The sequence below is a fragment of the Stenotrophomonas genospecies 5 genome, assembly GCF_054473825.1.
Genome location: NZ_JBTMUW010000001.1, coordinates 310,272 through 325,953, shown reverse-complemented (window position 1 = coordinate 325,953; position 15,682 = coordinate 310,272). Strand labels below are relative to the sequence as shown.

Sequence of the window (15,682 nt, the reverse complement as noted above, 5' to 3'; positions counted from 1 at the left end):
TCTACCCGCATCCGCCGGGCATGGCCCGGCGCCACCGTCATCTCACCTGCCGGTCTTCACCTCGGTCCACAGACGGGTGTACAGCTTGTCCGTCTCCGGGGTGTTGATCGAATAGGTGAACATCTTCGCGGCCACATCGGCCGGCGGGTAGATGGTCGGGTCGGTACGGATCGCCTCGTCCACCAGCGGAGTCGCGGTCGGCACCGGGTTGGCGTAGTGGATGAAGTTGGTATTGGCCGCAGCGACCTTCGGCTCCAGCAGGTAATTGATGAACTTGTAAGCGGCCTCCGGATGCTTGGCGTCCTTCGGGATCGCCAGCATGTCGAACCACTGCGGTGCGCCTTCCTTCGGAATCGAATAGGCGACATGCACGCCGTTGCTGGCCTCCTCGGCGCGGTCGCGGGCCTGGATGATGTCGCCCGACCAGCCGACCACCAGGCAGGTGCCGCCGTTGGCCAGCGAACCGACGTACTGCGAGGAGTGGAAGTTCTGCACGTACGGGCGGATCGACTTCAACAGGTCGGCCGCCTTCTGCAGCTCGGCCGGATCGCCGCTGTGCGGGTCCAGGCCCAGATAGTGCAGTGCGATCGGGATCATGTCGGCCGGCGTGTCCAGGATGGTCACGCCGCAGTCCTTCATCTTGCTGATGTTCTCCGGCTTGAACACCAGGTCCCAGCTGTTGGCGATGTCGGTGCTGCCGCCGAAACGCTCCTTCAGCATGTCCACGTTGTAGCCGATGCCGGTGGTGCCGACCATGTACGGCACGCCGTAGCGGTTGTCCGGATCCTGGGTGGCGATGCGCTTCATCACCGCCGGGTCCAGATTGGCCAGGTTCGGGATCTTGCTCTTGTCCAGCGGCAGGAACACGCCCGCCTGGATCTGCCGGCCGAAGAAGTTCAGCGTCGGCACCACCACGTCGTAGCCGCTGTTGCCGGCCAGCAGCTTGGTCTCGACCATCTCATCGCTGTCGAACACGTCGTAGGTCACCTTGATCCCGGTTTCCTTCTCGAAGGTCGGGATGGTGTCCTCGGCAATGTAATCGCTGTAGTTGTAGACGTTCAGGACCTGGCTGTCCTGACTGCCACCGTTGCCACCGCCACAGGCGGCGAGCATGGCGGAGGCCAGGCCGAGCGTGAGGATACGCAGCTTCATCGGGTGCTCCAGAATGCGGGGAGGGGGGCCGGCTCGGGCCGGCGACGGATGCCAGCCTACCCCCCGGCGGCGGATTTTTCTATTCCACGCTTTCACACGTTCAGCAGCAGGAACTCGCGCTCCCACGAGCTGATGACACGGAAGAAGGTCTCGTACTCCTTGCGCTTGACCGAGATGTAGGCCCGGCAGAAGCGCTCGCCCAGCAGCGCCTGCAGTTCGCCGCAGCGCTCAAGCCCGTCCAGCGCTTCGCCCAGCGAGCGCGGCAGGTTGTAGCCCAGCTCCTTGGCGCTGCCGGTGACCGGCGCATCCGGCGCCAGCCGCTCGCGGATGCCGAGCAGGCCACAGGCCAGGGTGGCGGCCATCGCCAGGTAGGGATTGGCGTCGGAGCCCGCGAATCGGCTCTCCACCCGCATGTTCTCCGGTGTATCCAGCGGCACGCGCAGGCCGCAGGTGCGGTTGTCGAAGCCCCAGTGCACGTTGCTCGGCGACACCTCGCCGAACACCAGCCGGCGATAGGAATTGACGTTCGGCGCGAAGAACGCCATCGCCTGCGGCGCATACTTCTGCAGCCCCCCAAGATAATGGCCGAACACCGGGCTGAACTCGCCTTCGGCATCGGTCTCACCGGCGAACACGTTGCTGCCATCGCTCACCCGCACCAGGCTCTGGTGGATGTGCATGGCGCTGCCCGGTTCGTTCTCCATCGGCTTGGCCAGGAAAGTGGCGTACACGCCGTGGCGCATCGCCGCCTCGCGCATGGTGCGCTTGAACAGGAAAACCTGGTCGGCCAGATCCATCGCATCGGCGTGGGTGAAGTTGACTTCCAGCTGTGCCGCGCCGGATTCGTGGATCAGCGTGTCCACGTCCAGCTTCATGGCATCGGCGTAGTCGTACATCAGGTCGAGGATGGGGTCGAACTCGTTGACCGCATCGATCGAATACGACTGCCGCGCTGTTTCCGGGCGACCGGAGCGGCCGGCAGGCGGCAGCAGCGGGAAATCCGGGTCGGTGTTCTTCTGCACCAGGAAGAACTCCAGTTCCGGCGCCACCACCGGGCGCAGGCCCAGCTCGGCGTAGGCCGCCAGCACGCGCCGCAGCACATTGCGCGGCGCCAGCTCATGCGGCTCGCCATTCTTGGTGTAGCAGTCATGGATGATCTGCGCGGTGGCATCGGCGGCCCACGGCACCATGCGCACGGTGTCCGGATCCGGGCGCAGCATCATGTCCGAGTCCGACGGCGAGGTCAGTTCGTAGTAGTCATCCGGAAACTCGCCGGTGACGGTCGTGGCGAAGATGCCCTCGGGCAGGCGGGTACCGTAGTCGTGCGAGAACTTGTCGGCGGGAATGATCTTGCCGCGCGCGTTGCCGGTGATGTCGGGCACCAGGCATTCGACTTCGGTGATACGCCGCTCCTTCAGCCAGCGCAGCAGGCTGCTCTCCTGCGGTGCGGGGGGCGTTGCCGTCTTGCGCGGGCGCGTTCGGGAACTCATCGGGAATCCAGTTGGTTCTGTTGATGCTGCCGGCAAGCTTGGCCGAACGCACGGAAAATAGCGTGATAGAACGGCGCCTGCATGACGCGCCACTCCGGGTGCCACTGTACGCCGAGCACGAAGCGGTGGCGCGGGCTGCGTGCCGCCTCGACCAGCCCATCATCGGCGCGGGCCTCGACCTGCAGGCCGCTGGCCAGGCGGGCAATGCCCTGGCCGTGCACCGAATTGACCTGCACCCTCCCCTCGCCGTGCCAGTCCGCCAGCCACCCATCCGCCACCAGTGTGACCGCGTGGGACGGCCCGTACTGCACGTCCACGGGCGCCTGCGGATCTTCGCGATGATCGGCCAGCCCGGGTACCCGATGGACCTGTGGATGCAGGCTGCCTCCCAGGGCGACGTTCAATTCCTGGAAACCACGGCAGATCGCCAGCACCGGCAGGTCCATCGCCAGCGCCTCGTGCAGCAGTGCGAAGGCATTGGCATCGCGCGCAGGATCATGCGCATTGCCGGGCCAGCTGCGGCCACCGTCGTAATGCTGCGGCTCGATGTTGCTGACCGCACCGGTCAGCAGCAGACCGTCGAGGCCCTGCAGCCAATCGCGCGCCGGCAGCGGCGGCTGCAGGCTGGGCAGCACCAGCGGCGTGACCTCCGCCGCCTCGGCCAGGGCGCGGACATACTTCTCGCCGGCCACCGCAAAGCGATGATGGCCAAGCACCGTACTGTCGGTGGGCAGGCCCACCCAGGGCAGGCGACGCATGGGGAAACTCCTTGGCGTGCAGACACGTTACCCGCAGGTGCGCGAGTGCGGCAAGTCGTCGCCATCACGCGCGAGGTGCCAAGTATCGGCGAAACTGGGGGCGTGAACGCCGATCAACCTCCTCCGCCCCGTCTTCCCACCCTGCGCCTCCGGGGCCCGCAGTGACGTCCGCCTTTCCAGCCAGCTGGTATGCCGCCAGCCTGCCGGAGCCGGCCGCCCTGCCTCCGTTGCAGGGCGACGTGCAGGCCGATGTCGCAGTGCTCGGTGCAGGCTACACGGGCCTGACGGCGGCGCTGGAACTGGCCTCACGCGGCCAGCACGTGGTCCTGCTGGACGCCCAGCGGATCGGCTGGGGCGCGTCCGGTCGCAACGGTGGCCAAGCGCTGGTGGGCTATGGCTGCGAGGTGGACGAACTGGAACGGCAGCTGGGCCGGGACGATGCCCGCCATCTGTTCGACTGGTCACGTGACGCCGTGCAGGCCATGCGCACCCGCATCGACCGCTACGGCATCGACTGCCATTGGCGTGAGGGCCACGCCAGCGTCGCCATCCGTGCCCGCCACGAGCGCGAGCTGCGTACCCACTGCGAGCACCTGCAACAGCAATACGATTACCCGATGCAGTGGTGGGATCGGCAGACACTGCGTGGGCAGCTGGACAGCCCGCGCTATCGCGCGGCCATGTTCGATCCACTCAGCGCGCACCTGCACCCCCTGGCGTATGCGCGCGGCCTGGCCGACGCAGCGCGCGCGGCCGGGGTGGTCATCCACGAGAACTCTGCGGTCACCCGCGTGCAGCGCGGGCCTCGCCCGGCCCTGCACACCGCGCACGGCAGCGTCAGCGCCGCGCATCTGGTGATCGCCGGCAATGCCTGGCTGCAGGGCCTGCTGCCAGTCCTGGAGCACCGCATCATGCCGGTAGGCACCTATATCGGTGCCAGTGCGTGCCTCGGCCCCGAACGGGCCCGCGCCCTGATCCGTAATGACATGGCAGTAGCAGACACTGCCTGGGCGCTGGACTATTTCCGCCTGAGCCACGACCATCGTCTGCTGTTCGGTGGCCGCGCCAGCTACTCGGCGCTACCGCCGCCCGGGCTGCGCGGAGTGATGCAGCGACGCATGCACGCGGTTTTTCCGCAGCTGGCCGACGTCGCTCTCGATCAGGTCTGGGGCGGCTATGTCGACATCACCCGCAACCGCGCCCCGCATTGGGGACGACTGGACGGCAATCTGTACTTCGCGCAGGGATTCTCCGGCCACGGCGTGGCGGCAGCCGGACTGGCGGGTGACGTGATCGCCGCGGCAATCGCCGGCCAGAGCGAGCGCCTCGACGTGTTCCAGCGCCTGAAGCACGCGCCGTTCCCGGGCGGGCGCCTGCTGCGCATGCCGCTGCTGGTGGCTGCGATGTCCTGGTATAGGCTGCGGGATGCGTTGTGGTAGCGGGACCCTTTCAAGCCACATAATCGGGACAGGAGTTGGGGAGCACGTGGATGCAGTGGTGGAAGGACGGCCTGCTGGTGAGGATCCGGGTCAGCCCAGAGGGGCTGGCGCTGGCGCTGGTCTACGCCCTCGCCTGCTGGGGCGCTCGCAAGCTGTCACTGGACCAGTTCTTCCTGCCTGCTGGCGTACGAGTGGCCGCACTGCTGTTGTGTCCGCCTCGTCTGTGGCCCTACCTGCTGATTGGTGAATACGCCTACTTCGCTCATCTGCGCATCCCTCTGCTCGACAAGTACAGCCTGGCCTGGGTGATCCTGGCCTCAGTATTCCTGATGCCTGCGGTGATGCTGATCGTGCGCCTGCACCGAAAGCTGCTTGCGCGCACCACGATCCTCGGCGTGATCTCGATCGCGGTATGCGCCGCGACGATCATCAGCCTGCTCAACCTCGGAATCTCGTACCTGCTCTGGGAGCCGTTGCATAACGCGTCATTTATCACCAACGTATTGCGCTATGCGCTGGGCGACTTCACCGGGATCGTCATCCTGGCGCCACTCGCACTGCTCTGGATCCGTCGCGCCGAGGAACAATGGACACCCCAGTCCATTGCTGCCACAGTCGGAGCACTAGTAGCCATGCTAGGCATTGGCCTGCAGGCGACGCCGGTACCCGCCTCGATCACGGCCCCTGGCTCGCTGCAGTTGTTGTTGATCCTGCCCATTCCCGCAATCGCCCTGACCTGCCTGCTGGGATGGCGCGGTGCGGCCATCGGTGTCGCCGCCGTGAACATGATTCTTGGTCTGAGCACCCCTTCTGACCACCCCGCATCATTCGATCAGGCGACCTTTGCCACCCAGCAGGCCATGGCCATCGCCAGCGTCGCCCTGTTGTTGCTGGGTGCGCGCATCACGCATTTCCAGAGCCAGCATCGCCTCCGCGAGGAAGACGGCAGAGCAGCCCTGCAGCTTGCACGGAATTCACATCTGGCCAGCGAGATGGACCTGCGTGAGCGCGCGGCCCATCTGCGCCAGCTGGGCGATGGCATGGACCTGTCGCTGAACGAAATGGTGAATTGGCTGCACGCGCAGGGTCATCACGCTGTGGCCGATAGCCTACGGCATACCTCGGAGGTGCATTCACGTCTGTTCAGGGCCCAGGCCAGCATGATCTATCCCGCCGCTCTGGAACGATTGGGCTTGTATGTGGCCTTGCAGGCGGGTGGTGTGCGTGAGACTTGGGACGCCACACATCGCATCGGGCAACCCCGGCTGATGGGGGATCCCTGCCAGCTCAGCCCTGGTCTGCAGCTGGCAGCCTATCGCTCGATCGTCGAAGCGGTTTCGATCCTCCTGGGCAGCGAGAAGGGACAGCTCGTGGTCCGCGCCCGCTGCGGGCGACGTGCCGGTCACCGCGGTATCGTCATTGTGATCGAGGCGATTGATCCTCACCAGATGCTGTCAAAGGCAACCCTCGATCTTGCCACGTCCCAGTTGTCGGCTCGGATAATCGCCTACTGTGGTGCGCTGCATTGCAGCCGCAGGAGAATCAGGTTGATGCTGATTGAAACATTCGATGTATCACCGGGCGGAGAGGCTCCGGTCTGGGGAGCGGGTGTACCTACCGGACTGCAGCCGCCCGGGACGGCCCCCAATTCTTGGTAGCCCGGTGAAAAATGCGATAGATATCACAACCTTGTCGTAACATTCTTCAAGTCTCCTTTTCGTACGTCCGCATCACGGATAGAAGGGTGAGATTGCGCCCATCTGAATCTATCGATACTGTCGCGCTGAAAGGAGTGCGTCATGTATCGACTGGATAGCGATAGTGTTCGACGAGCAGGGGAGGCTTGGGTTTGAAGTGGCTGAGAAGTGGCTTTGAGCTGAGTTTCCGTATCCGGCCGGCCGGCCTTGCGCTGGCGGTACTCTACGCTGTCGCGTGCTGGACCACCTGGCACCTTTCCGTCGATCAGTTCTTCCTCCCGGCTGGAATCCGCGTTGCGGCGCTCCTGCTGACCCCGAAGCGAATGTGGGCCTATCTGGTCCTTGGCGAATATGCCTATTTCGCCCATATGCGCTATCCGATGGTTGAAGACTACGGAATGGCCTGGGTCATTTTCGGATCTGCATGCCTCATACCGGCGGTGGCGCTGATCGTTCATCTTCATCACAAGCTGATTGCTTCCACCACCGAAAGCTGGCTGCTTTCGATCGCGGCATCGGCCGCGCTGGTGGCCACTGCTCTCAAGCTCGGTCTGATTCACATGCTGTGGCCAGCTCCACCGAGCATGCCGTTCTACACGAACGCGATGCTCTACGTTCTCAGCGACTACATTGCAATCCTTACGGTCGCGCCCCTGGCGCTGCTCTGGATACGCCGACACAGCGACTACGACTGGACGACCTGGCGACGCCGACCGACCATCGCAGCCCTCACTTTGCTGGGCATGCTGGGCGCCCTGCTGATCCAGGTCAGCACAGAGGACAACTCGGCGCGAGCAACGCTGCAGTTGTTGCTGGTGCTGCCAGTCATCGCGCTCACGTGCATGCACGGATGGCGAGGGGCCGCTGTGGGCGTTCCTCTGATGAACATCATCCTCAGCCAGACCATGCCGACCACCGGTCTCCCAGGCTCATTCGACGAGACCACCTACTTCACCCAGCAGATCATTGCCATCACCAGTACCGCACTCATCGCGCTGGGGCCGCGCATCACCCATCATTACAATCAGCGCACACCTGCAGCGATGTCAGCATCGCGGGTCAATGCACTCTCGCGGTCGGCGCATCTTGCCAACGAGCAGGACCTGCGCGAACGAGCGCTGGGTCTGCGCCAGATTGCAGATGACATCGAAGAGGCTCTGGGAGAGACCGTGCAACAACTCAGGGCCCATGGCCATGAAGTTCCTGCCTCCGACTTGCTCCACACCTTCTCGCAACGCTCACGGCGATTCCGTGAACTGACCAGTATGGTCTATCCCACGGAGCTTGAGCATGCAGGCCTTTATGTCGCCTTGCGTGCCGGGGGACTCAGCGAAACCTGGAACGCCAGCCATCGGGTCGTCCGTCCAATGCTTGGCGGGGATCCATGCCAGCTGAGCATGGGCCTGCAACTCGCCGCGTATCGCACCTTTGCCGAAGCCGTATCCCTGTTCCTGAAGGACGAAACCGGCCAAATCCAGATCAGCGCCCGCTGCGGTCGCTACAGAGGCATGCACGGTATCGTACTGAGGGTCGCGTTGCTGGACCGACATCGCGGACTCAACTCGCGAACCATGGAAAGCGCCATTGATCGACTTTCGGCACGCGTGCACGCCTATTCGGGAAGCGTGCGATGCCGGGGCCACCGCATCACCATAGTGTTGCTGGATACTGCAGGCGAGGCCGAACGCGGAGCACTTCCATACAAGCGAAACGACATATGCGAGACGCCTGCGCGGCAGTGATCAAAGGCGGACGATAGCCCATGCGGCGCCTGTGGCTTGCCCCTCGGTGATGTTTCCTTCCGCTGCGAAGCAAGCCACAGGCAGGCAACCTGTATTCAGCCCGTCACTTGTTACTGACCCCGCTCTCGACGGACCAGACTGCCCCATGCCCCTCTCCATAGACCACCAGAGAAAAATCAGGCCCGCGGAAGACCACACTGCGGCGAGCATTCTTCGGTATCGCCAGCGGCTTGGACGGCAACGACACGCGAGCCACAGTCTTGCCAGCCGGCAAGACCCAGAACGTCGATTCGATGTTGGCAACGATCAGATTGACCTGGTCGGTCAAATCATTGACCTGGTAGTACGACACCCCATCCCGCTCGAAAGCGTAGACAAGCCATGCGGGGTCCGAACTCAGATCGAGCGCCGCAGGCTGGCTCTCACCCAACCCGGCAGTCGCCAGTTCTATACCTTGCCCTCCGCCCGGGCAGCATGCAAACGACAAAGCAGGAACGACCAGCAGCACAGCAGCGGCGCTCGACTTCGATAACCGGGAAAATCTCACAGGCGTCTCCATGATTGAAAGGTGGACAACACCAAGGCAATACAGGCGCAGCCTTGGCTCTTGGTGCAATATCCCCTGAATGCCCCCTGGCGACGTGAACAGTAACAGGACACGCCTACCAGCCAGCATACTTGCACCACTCACATCCGCGCCGTTCACGTCAGTCACCCTACGCGGACACGAGCAACGGCGGAGTTTATTCCAATACCGTTGCACACCCCGCGAAGTACCGCTACTTTCGCTGCTGGACCGTTATCGCCCCGAGGGAATGTGAGCGTCGCTCGCGTACCAGCCCATCCGAGATGGAGCGCCGTGAAGAACAGGGCACTAGCCGGCATTCCAGTGCACCCGGCGGGGCTTCTCTTGGCCGCCGCGTACGCCATTGCCTGCATATGCGCCCGACAGTTTTCCCTGGACCAGTTTTTCCTTCCCGCCGGCATCCGCGTGGCAGCGCTGTTGATCGTTCCACTGCGCCAATGGCCTTATGTATTGCTGGGGGAATGGGGCTACTTTGCATATCTGCGCGTCCCCACGATCGACGAGTACGGCCTGGAATGGGTCATCCTGGCGTCCACGCTGCTGATGCCGATGGCGATGCTGATAGTTCAACTCCATCGGAGAAAGGCCATATCCGAGGCAGCCACCGGATTCTGGCTGCTGTCCCTTTCAATCTCGACAGCAGTTGCGGTCACCGGCGTCAACCTGAGCCTTTCTCGCCTGCTGTGGCCAGTTCCTCCTCCGGATACCCTGCTGGATGCTGCCGGAAGAGTCGTATTTGGTCATTTTGCCGCGATCATTACCATGGCGCCCCTGGCCCTTCTGTGGGCCCGGCGGCGCTCCGGTTCTCCATGGCAGAAGTGGTTGCTCGCCCCATCCCTCGCGGCTATCGCCCTGATGCTGGGCTTGGGGCTGTGCATGCAGCTGATTTCGACGGATGCCCATTCGACCCGTACCCACCTTGCGCTGCTGGCGGCACTCCCCGCCATCGCCCTGACCTTCATGCATGGATGGCGTGGCGCTGCCATCGCGATTCCACTGTTGAACCTTCCACTTCATTTGGCCACGCCCAGCAGCGGCCTGCCAGCCTCGTTCGATCTGGGAACGTTTTCCACCCAACAGAACATGGCGGTGATGAGTGTCGCGCTGCTCGCGCTCGGGTCCAGCATCAGCTACCACCATCAGCGCGCCCGATCCCGCGATCTGGCCGAAGAAACGACGCTGCGCCTGGCACGCAGTTCCCACCAGACCAGCGAGCGCGAGCTGCGTGAACGGGCCGCCCATCTGAAGCATCTGGGCGAGGGCATGGACAGTTCGCTCAACGAGATGGTCAGCTGGCTGAAGGCTCAGGGACATCATGCCGTGGCAAACAGCCTGCAACACGCGTCATCCGTGCACTCACGTCTGTTCCGCGAGCAGACCAGCATGGTCTACCCCACCGGATTGGAACAGGTAGGTTTGTACATCGCGCTGCAAGCTGGCGGTCCATGCGAAATCTGGAACAACACTCACCGCGTCATTCCGCCCAAGCTGGCGGGCAACCCCTGCCAGCTGACCGTGGACCTGCAACTGGCCATCTACCGTTCCTTGATCGAGGCGGTGTCACTGCTGCTGGAACTTGAGACCGGCCAAGTCTGCGTACGCGCCCGAAGTGGCCGGTCGGGCGGACGTCGCGGCATCGTTGCTGTCGTGAGCCTGCTCGATCGTGGTTGCACGCTGTCGGCGCGCACCACCGACCAGGCCGTCGAGCGCTTGGCCGGTCGAGTCCTTGCTTATGGCGGCAAGGTTCACTGCCGTGGCAATCGGCTGCGACTGGTCCTGCATGAATCGATCACCCACGCGGCGCCAACGGCAGCCTGACACGGAGTCTGGCCCAGCGCGCAACGTTCACCACTAAAGTTACGGCCGAAACCGCCGCTACCCGTGCCAAGACTTCCCTGACGTGAGCCTCCGCATCATGCCCGTCCTGCCGCAGGCCGCCGTCGATGGCGACCTCGCCGATCCGCTTCCGCAGCGGATCCTGCTGGTCGAAAACTCCCGTGCCTTCACCGGCATGCTGCGCGAGGCGATCGAACAGCGCCTGGAGCTGCCCGTCGTGGTCGCTTCCACCCTGGCCGATGCCGACCGCCTGCTCAATGAGAGCGGCGGCTGGTTCCTGGTCCTGACCGGCCTGGTTCTGGCCGATGGCGACAGGGACGCGGTGGTCGAATTCTTCCTGAAACGCGATCTGCCCACCGTGGTGGTCAGTGGCGTGTATGACGAGGATCTGCGCAAGCGCGTGCTGCAGCAGCAGATCATCGACTACGTCCTGAAGAACACGCCCGGCAGCATCGACTATCTGGTGTGGCTGGTGCAGCGCCTGGAACGCAACCGTCGCATCGCCGCGCTGGTGGTGGACGATTCGCCCTCGGCACGCGGCTATGCGGCCGCGCTGCTGCGCATGTACGGCCACGAAGTGTACGAGGCTGCCGATGGCAATGAAGGCCTGGCGGCGATCGAGTCCCATCCTGCGATCCGGCTGGCGGTGGTCGACCAGGAGATGCCCGGCATGCAGGGCGTGGAATTCACCCGCCGCCTGCGCACCCTGCGCTCGCGCGACAAGGTGGCGGTGATCGGCATTTCCGGCAATACCGACGCATCACTGATTCCGCGCTTCCTGAAGAACGGCGCCAACGACTTCCTGCGCAAGCCCTTCTCGCGCGAGGAATTCTTCTGCCGCGTGTCGCAGAACGTGGACCAGCTGGAGCTGATCGGCACCCTGCAGGATCTGGCCACCCGGGACTTCCTGACCGGCCTGCCCAACCGCCGCTGCTTCCTGGAACAGAGCCAGCGCCAGCTGCCCCAGCTGCAGACCCATGGCCAGAGCGTGGCGGTGGCGATGATCGACATCGATCACTTCAAGCACATCAACGATACGCACGGCCATGAGGCCGGCGATGACGCCCTGCGTGCCGTGGCCGGGGCGGTGGCCGTGCATGCGCGCAGCCAGGACTTGATCGCGCGCTTCGGCGGCGAGGAGTTCTGCCTGCTGGTGCCGGACATGGAGCAGGACGAGGCAATGCTCTACTTCGAGGAACTCCGCCAGCGCATCGCGGCGCTGGAAGTGGATATCGGCACCGCCACACTGCGCATGACCGTCAGCATCGGCCTGTGCTGCCTCCGCCCGCAGCGCGATGCGCTGCATCGCCTGATTTCCGAGGCCGACCGTCAGCTGTACCTGGCCAAGGCCGGTGGCCGCAACCGGGTCAGCTGCACCACCATGGGCAGCCCGCTGCGTCCGCGCGAGCCCGCCCTGCCCTGATCGATCCGCTTTGATCCAGATCAACGCTGCCTGCCGGCAGCAGCCCTACAGTCGGCCCCGACATCACGCATGAAGGGGAGCCGGGGATGGCATTACTGGTCTGGCAGGACGATCTGAACATCGGCATCGATGTGATCGACCAACAACACCGCCGCATCATCGAGATGCTCAATCACCTGCATGTGGCCCAGGCCAGCATGCAGCGTGCCGCTGTCGGCGAAGTGATCGACGAGGTGGTTGATTACACCATGTCGCACTTCGCGTTCGAAGAAGAGCTGATGGAGGAAGCCGGCTATCCGTTCTGCGCTGCCCACAAGCGCGTGCATGAGGTCTTCATCAAGCGCGTGGCCGAGTACCGGCTGCGGTTCCAGGCCGGCGAGGACATCAGCGACGAGCTGCGCACGATGCTCTCGCGCTGGCTGTTCAACCACATCCGCGGCGACGACCAGGCCTACGCCGAACAGGTCAAGTCACATCTGAACCAGTTCACCCGTGAACACCAGGGCGGGGGCTGGCTGGGCCGCACGCTCAAGCGGATCTTCGGCTGATCAGCGCACGCGACGCTGCAGTGCCACCAGCGCGGCCAACGTCGCAATCGCGGTCAGGCACAGGTAGTAGCCGACCGCGACCAGGCCGAAGCGCTCGGCCAGCCAGGTCGCCAGGTACGGAGCGGGCGCCGCGCCGAGAATGCCGGCCAGATTGAACGACAGCGATGCGCCGGTATAGCGCACTTCGACCGGATAGATCTCGGCCAGGAATGTGCCGCAGGGGCCATAGGTCAAGCCCATCAGGAACAGACCCAGGCACAGGAAGCCCAGCACCAGCCACGGGCTGCCGGGCTGGAACAACGGCGCAAACAGCAGGCCGAAGCCCAGGATCAGCAGGCTGGCCACGATCATCGTCCGGCGGGTGCCCCAACGGTCGCCGTAGCGCGCCGACAGCGGGATGCCCAGCGCGAAGAACAGCATGGCGGCCATCTGCATCAGCAGGAACTGCTCGCGGCTGTAACCGAGTACCGCCGTGCCATGGCCCAGGCTGAATACCGTCATCAGATAGAACAGCACGAAGGTGGCGAATGCGCCCAGCGTACCCAGCAGCATCGGCACGGGATGGTCGCGCAGCACCGTCCACATCGGCAGCCGCACCGGCGCTCTGCGTTCCAGTGCCTTCTGGAAGTCCGGCGTCTCATGGATGTTCAGGCGCACCCACAGGCCCAGCCCGACCAGCAATGCGCTGGCCACGAACGGAATACGCCAGCCCCACTGCAGGAAGTCGTCCTGCCCCATGCTTCGGCCCAGCACCAGGAAGATGCCTGCCGACAGCAGGAAACCGAGCGGCGCGCCCAGCTGCGGGAACATGCCGTACCACGCGCGCTTGCCCGGTGGTGCGTTCTCGGTTGCCAGCAGCACCGCCCCGCCCCACTCGCCGCCCAGCCCCAGCCCCTGGCCGAACCGGCACAGCGCCAGCAGCGCCGGAGCCCACAGCCCGATCTGCGCATGGGTCGGCAGCAGGCCGATTGCGACAGTCGACAGTCCCATGGTGAGCAATGCCGCGACCAGGGTGGCCTTGCGGCCGATGCGGTCGCCGAAGTGGCCGAATACCGCCGAACCCACCGGCCGCGCGATGAACGCCACGGCGAACGTGGCCAGGGATTGCAGCAGCGCGGCCTGGTCACTGCTTTCCGGAAAGAACAGATGCGGGAACACCAGCACCGCGGCGGTGGCGTAGATGTAGAAGTCGAAGAACTCGATGGTCGTGCCGATCAGGCTGGCCAGCAGTACACGGCGAGGGGAATTCACGGGTGACGCGGCAGCGGTGATCGTCGACATCGGCAAGGCAGGCAATCCGGATCGTCCGATTCTGCCACGCATGACCCGGCAGGCGTGACGATGGTTTCAGCCGACACGGATGCAGCCACACGCGATCCGATGTGTTCAGGGCGGCGGTGCTGCCGCTCCCTTCGGGGCGCGGCCCGCTGCTACAGCTGGATCCAGGTGGCCTTGATCTCGCTGTACTTGTCGAAGGCATGCAGTGATTTGTCGCGCCCATTGCCGGACTGCTTGTAGCCCCCGAAGGGGGCGGTCATGTCACCGCCGTCCCAGCCGTTGACCCAGACGCTGCCCGCGCGCAGCTGCCGCGCAACCCGGTGTGCCCGGCCCAGGTCCCGCGTCCACACGCCCGCCGCCAGGCCGTAGCGGCTGTCATTGGCCAGGCGCACCGCTTCGGCCTCGTCGTCGAAACCCAGCACCGCCAGCACCGGACCGAACACCTCCTCGCGCGCCAGGGCCTGTTCCGGCCGGACCTGGTCGAACACGGTCGGCTGCACGTAGCAGCCGCCTGCTTCCACCTCGGCGCGGCGTCCCCCCAGCAGCAGGCGCGCTCCGTCAGCTTCGGCCATGACGATGTCCGCCAGTACCTTGTCCACATGCGCGGCATCGACGAGGGCACCCATCGGTGCGTCGGCCTCCAACGGGTGACGCGGCTGCATGCGCTGGCCATGGGCGATCACCCGATGCACGAACTCCTCGCGGATCGAACGCTGCACCAGCAGCCGCGAGCCGGCGGTGCAGACTTCTCCCTGGTTGAAGAAGATGCCCTGCGCCACCCCCTTGGCCGCCCGCTCCAGGTCGGGCGCATCGGCAAACACGATATGCGGGCTCTTGCCGCCGCACTCCAGCCAGACCCGCTTCAGATTGGAGCGCCCGGCATGCTCGAGCAGCTTGGCGCCGGTGGCGGTGGAGCCGGTGAAGGCCAGCACGTCGACATCCCTGTGCAGCGCCAGCGGCTCGCCCACGCGGGCACCATCGCCCGGCAGAACGTTGAGCACGCCATCAGGCAGACCGGCCTCGCTGGCCAGCGCTGCCAGCCGCAACGCCGTCAGCGGCGAGCGCTCGGAAGGCTTGAGGATCACCGAATTGCCCATGGCCAGCGCCGGCGCGATCTTCCAGCAGGCCATCAGCAACGGGAAGTTCCACGGCACGATGGCGCCGACCACACCCGCAGGCTCACGCGTGACCAGGCCCAGCTCCTGGGGGCCGGTCGGTGCGATCTCTCCGTACAGCTTGTCCACCGCCTCTGCGGTCCAGGCCAGGCAACGCACCACGCCCGGCAGGTCGATGCGCCGTGCATCGCGCACCGGCTTGCCCATGTCCAGCGTTTCCAGCAGGGCCAGTTCGTCGGCATGCGCTTCCACCAGCGCCGCCAATGCCAACAGCACGCGCTTGCGTTGCGCAGGGCTCACCTGCGACCAGTGGCCGGCCTCGAAGGCGCGCCGTGCCACCTGCACGGCACGCTCCACGTCCTGCGCGTCGCAGTCGGCGACGGTGCCAAGCACGCGGCCGTCGATCGGGCTGACGCAGTCGAAGCGGGCACCGCTGGCGGCATCCACGTAGCGGCCCGCGATGAAGGCCTGGCCGGGAATGGAGAGCTGGCCGGCCAGCGCCTGCCAGTGGCTGCGGTCGGGGAAATCGGCCATGACAGGATCCTGCAGTGCGTGTCGTTCCGGTTATACCGGTGCCGCCGCGACCTCGCCGTGACAGGCCATGCCCCGTGTGCACGG

At 65.0% G+C, this 15,682-nt stretch carries 12 protein-coding genes; 6 read left to right on the top strand and 6 right to left on the bottom strand.

The window, feature by feature from the left end:
* Positions 1-42: 42 nt before the first annotated feature.
* The 3 genes from ACX9OW_RS01450 to ACX9OW_RS01440 all read right to left on the bottom strand — a co-directional run bounded on the left by ACX9OW_RS01450 (position 43) and on the right by ACX9OW_RS01440 (position 3,400).
* A complete protein-coding gene (locus ACX9OW_RS01450) occupies positions 43-1,152 on the bottom strand; it encodes a polyamine ABC transporter substrate-binding protein (protein WP_065176209.1) in 1,110 nt (369 codons plus the stop codon).
* A 92-nt stretch (positions 1,153-1,244) separates the two neighbouring features.
* On the bottom strand, positions 1,245-2,642 hold the full coding sequence (locus tag ACX9OW_RS01445) for a glutamine synthetase family protein (RefSeq protein ID WP_065181214.1): 1,398 nt from the start codon (positions 2,640-2,642) through the stop codon (positions 1,245-1,247).
* The gene (locus ACX9OW_RS01440) at positions 2,639-3,400 is read right to left on the bottom strand and encodes a gamma-glutamyl-gamma-aminobutyrate hydrolase family protein (RefSeq protein WP_197601205.1); all 762 of its coding nucleotides are present in this window, start codon (positions 3,398-3,400) and stop codon (positions 2,639-2,641) included. Before ACX9OW_RS01440 ends, ACX9OW_RS01445 begins: the two co-directional genes overlap by 4 nt.
* 161 nt (positions 3,401-3,561) lie before the next feature.
* Here ACX9OW_RS01440 and ACX9OW_RS01435 point away from each other — a divergent pair, with 161 nt between their 5' ends.
* The 3 genes from ACX9OW_RS01435 to ACX9OW_RS01425 all read left to right on the top strand — a co-directional run bounded on the left by ACX9OW_RS01435 (position 3,562) and on the right by ACX9OW_RS01425 (position 8,278).
* Positions 3,562-4,839, top strand: a complete 1,278-nt coding sequence (locus ACX9OW_RS01435) for an NAD(P)/FAD-dependent oxidoreductase (protein WP_459061796.1) — start codon at positions 3,562-3,564, stop codon at positions 4,837-4,839.
* Between the two features lie 50 nt (positions 4,840-4,889).
* Positions 4,890-6,497, top strand: coding sequence for an MASE1 domain-containing protein (locus ACX9OW_RS01430; RefSeq protein WP_253119057.1), 1,608 nt, complete (start codon positions 4,890-4,892; stop codon positions 6,495-6,497).
* Between the two features lie 185 nt (positions 6,498-6,682).
* Positions 6,683-8,278, top strand: coding sequence for an MASE1 domain-containing protein (locus ACX9OW_RS01425; RefSeq protein WP_253161719.1), 1,596 nt, complete (start codon positions 6,683-6,685; stop codon positions 8,276-8,278).
* Positions 8,279-8,381: 103 nt separating this feature from the next.
* Here the strand turns inward: ACX9OW_RS01425 and ACX9OW_RS01420 are convergent, their stop codons facing one another.
* The gene (locus tag ACX9OW_RS01420; RefSeq protein WP_253119053.1) at positions 8,382-8,825 is read right to left on the bottom strand and encodes a hypothetical protein; all 444 of its coding nucleotides are present in this window, start codon (positions 8,823-8,825) and stop codon (positions 8,382-8,384) included.
* A gap of 312 nt (positions 8,826-9,137) precedes the next feature.
* On the opposite strand from ACX9OW_RS01420, the gene ACX9OW_RS01415 reads away from it, so the two are divergent.
* From ACX9OW_RS01415 to ACX9OW_RS01405, 3 genes are all read left to right on the top strand, one after another.
* Complete coding sequence (locus ACX9OW_RS01415) at positions 9,138-10,682, top strand: MASE1 domain-containing protein (protein WP_253161720.1); 1,545 nt, start codon at positions 9,138-9,140, stop codon at positions 10,680-10,682.
* Positions 10,683-10,779: 97 nt separating this feature from the next.
* The gene (locus ACX9OW_RS01410; RefSeq protein WP_459062453.1) at positions 10,780-12,123 is read left to right on the top strand and encodes a diguanylate cyclase; all 1,344 of its coding nucleotides are present in this window, start codon (positions 10,780-10,782) and stop codon (positions 12,121-12,123) included.
* An 86-nt stretch (positions 12,124-12,209) separates the two neighbouring features.
* Entirely contained in the window at positions 12,210-12,671 is a 462-nt protein-coding gene (locus ACX9OW_RS01405) for a bacteriohemerythrin (RefSeq protein ID WP_053516564.1), read from the top strand.
* On the opposite strand, the gene ACX9OW_RS01400 is transcribed toward ACX9OW_RS01405, so the two are convergent.
* Together ACX9OW_RS01400 and ACX9OW_RS01395 are read right to left on the bottom strand one after the other, a co-directional pair.
* Positions 12,672-13,952 (bottom strand): MFS transporter, encoded by a 1,281-nt coding sequence (locus tag ACX9OW_RS01400; protein WP_279941843.1) that lies wholly within the window; start codon positions 13,950-13,952, stop codon positions 12,672-12,674.
* A gap of 149 nt (positions 13,953-14,101) precedes the next feature.
* Positions 14,102-15,598: an aldehyde dehydrogenase gene (locus ACX9OW_RS01395; protein WP_459061795.1), complete on the bottom strand. Its 1,497-nt coding sequence runs from the start codon at positions 15,596-15,598 to the stop codon at positions 14,102-14,104.
* Between the last annotated feature and the right edge of the window lie 84 nt (positions 15,599-15,682).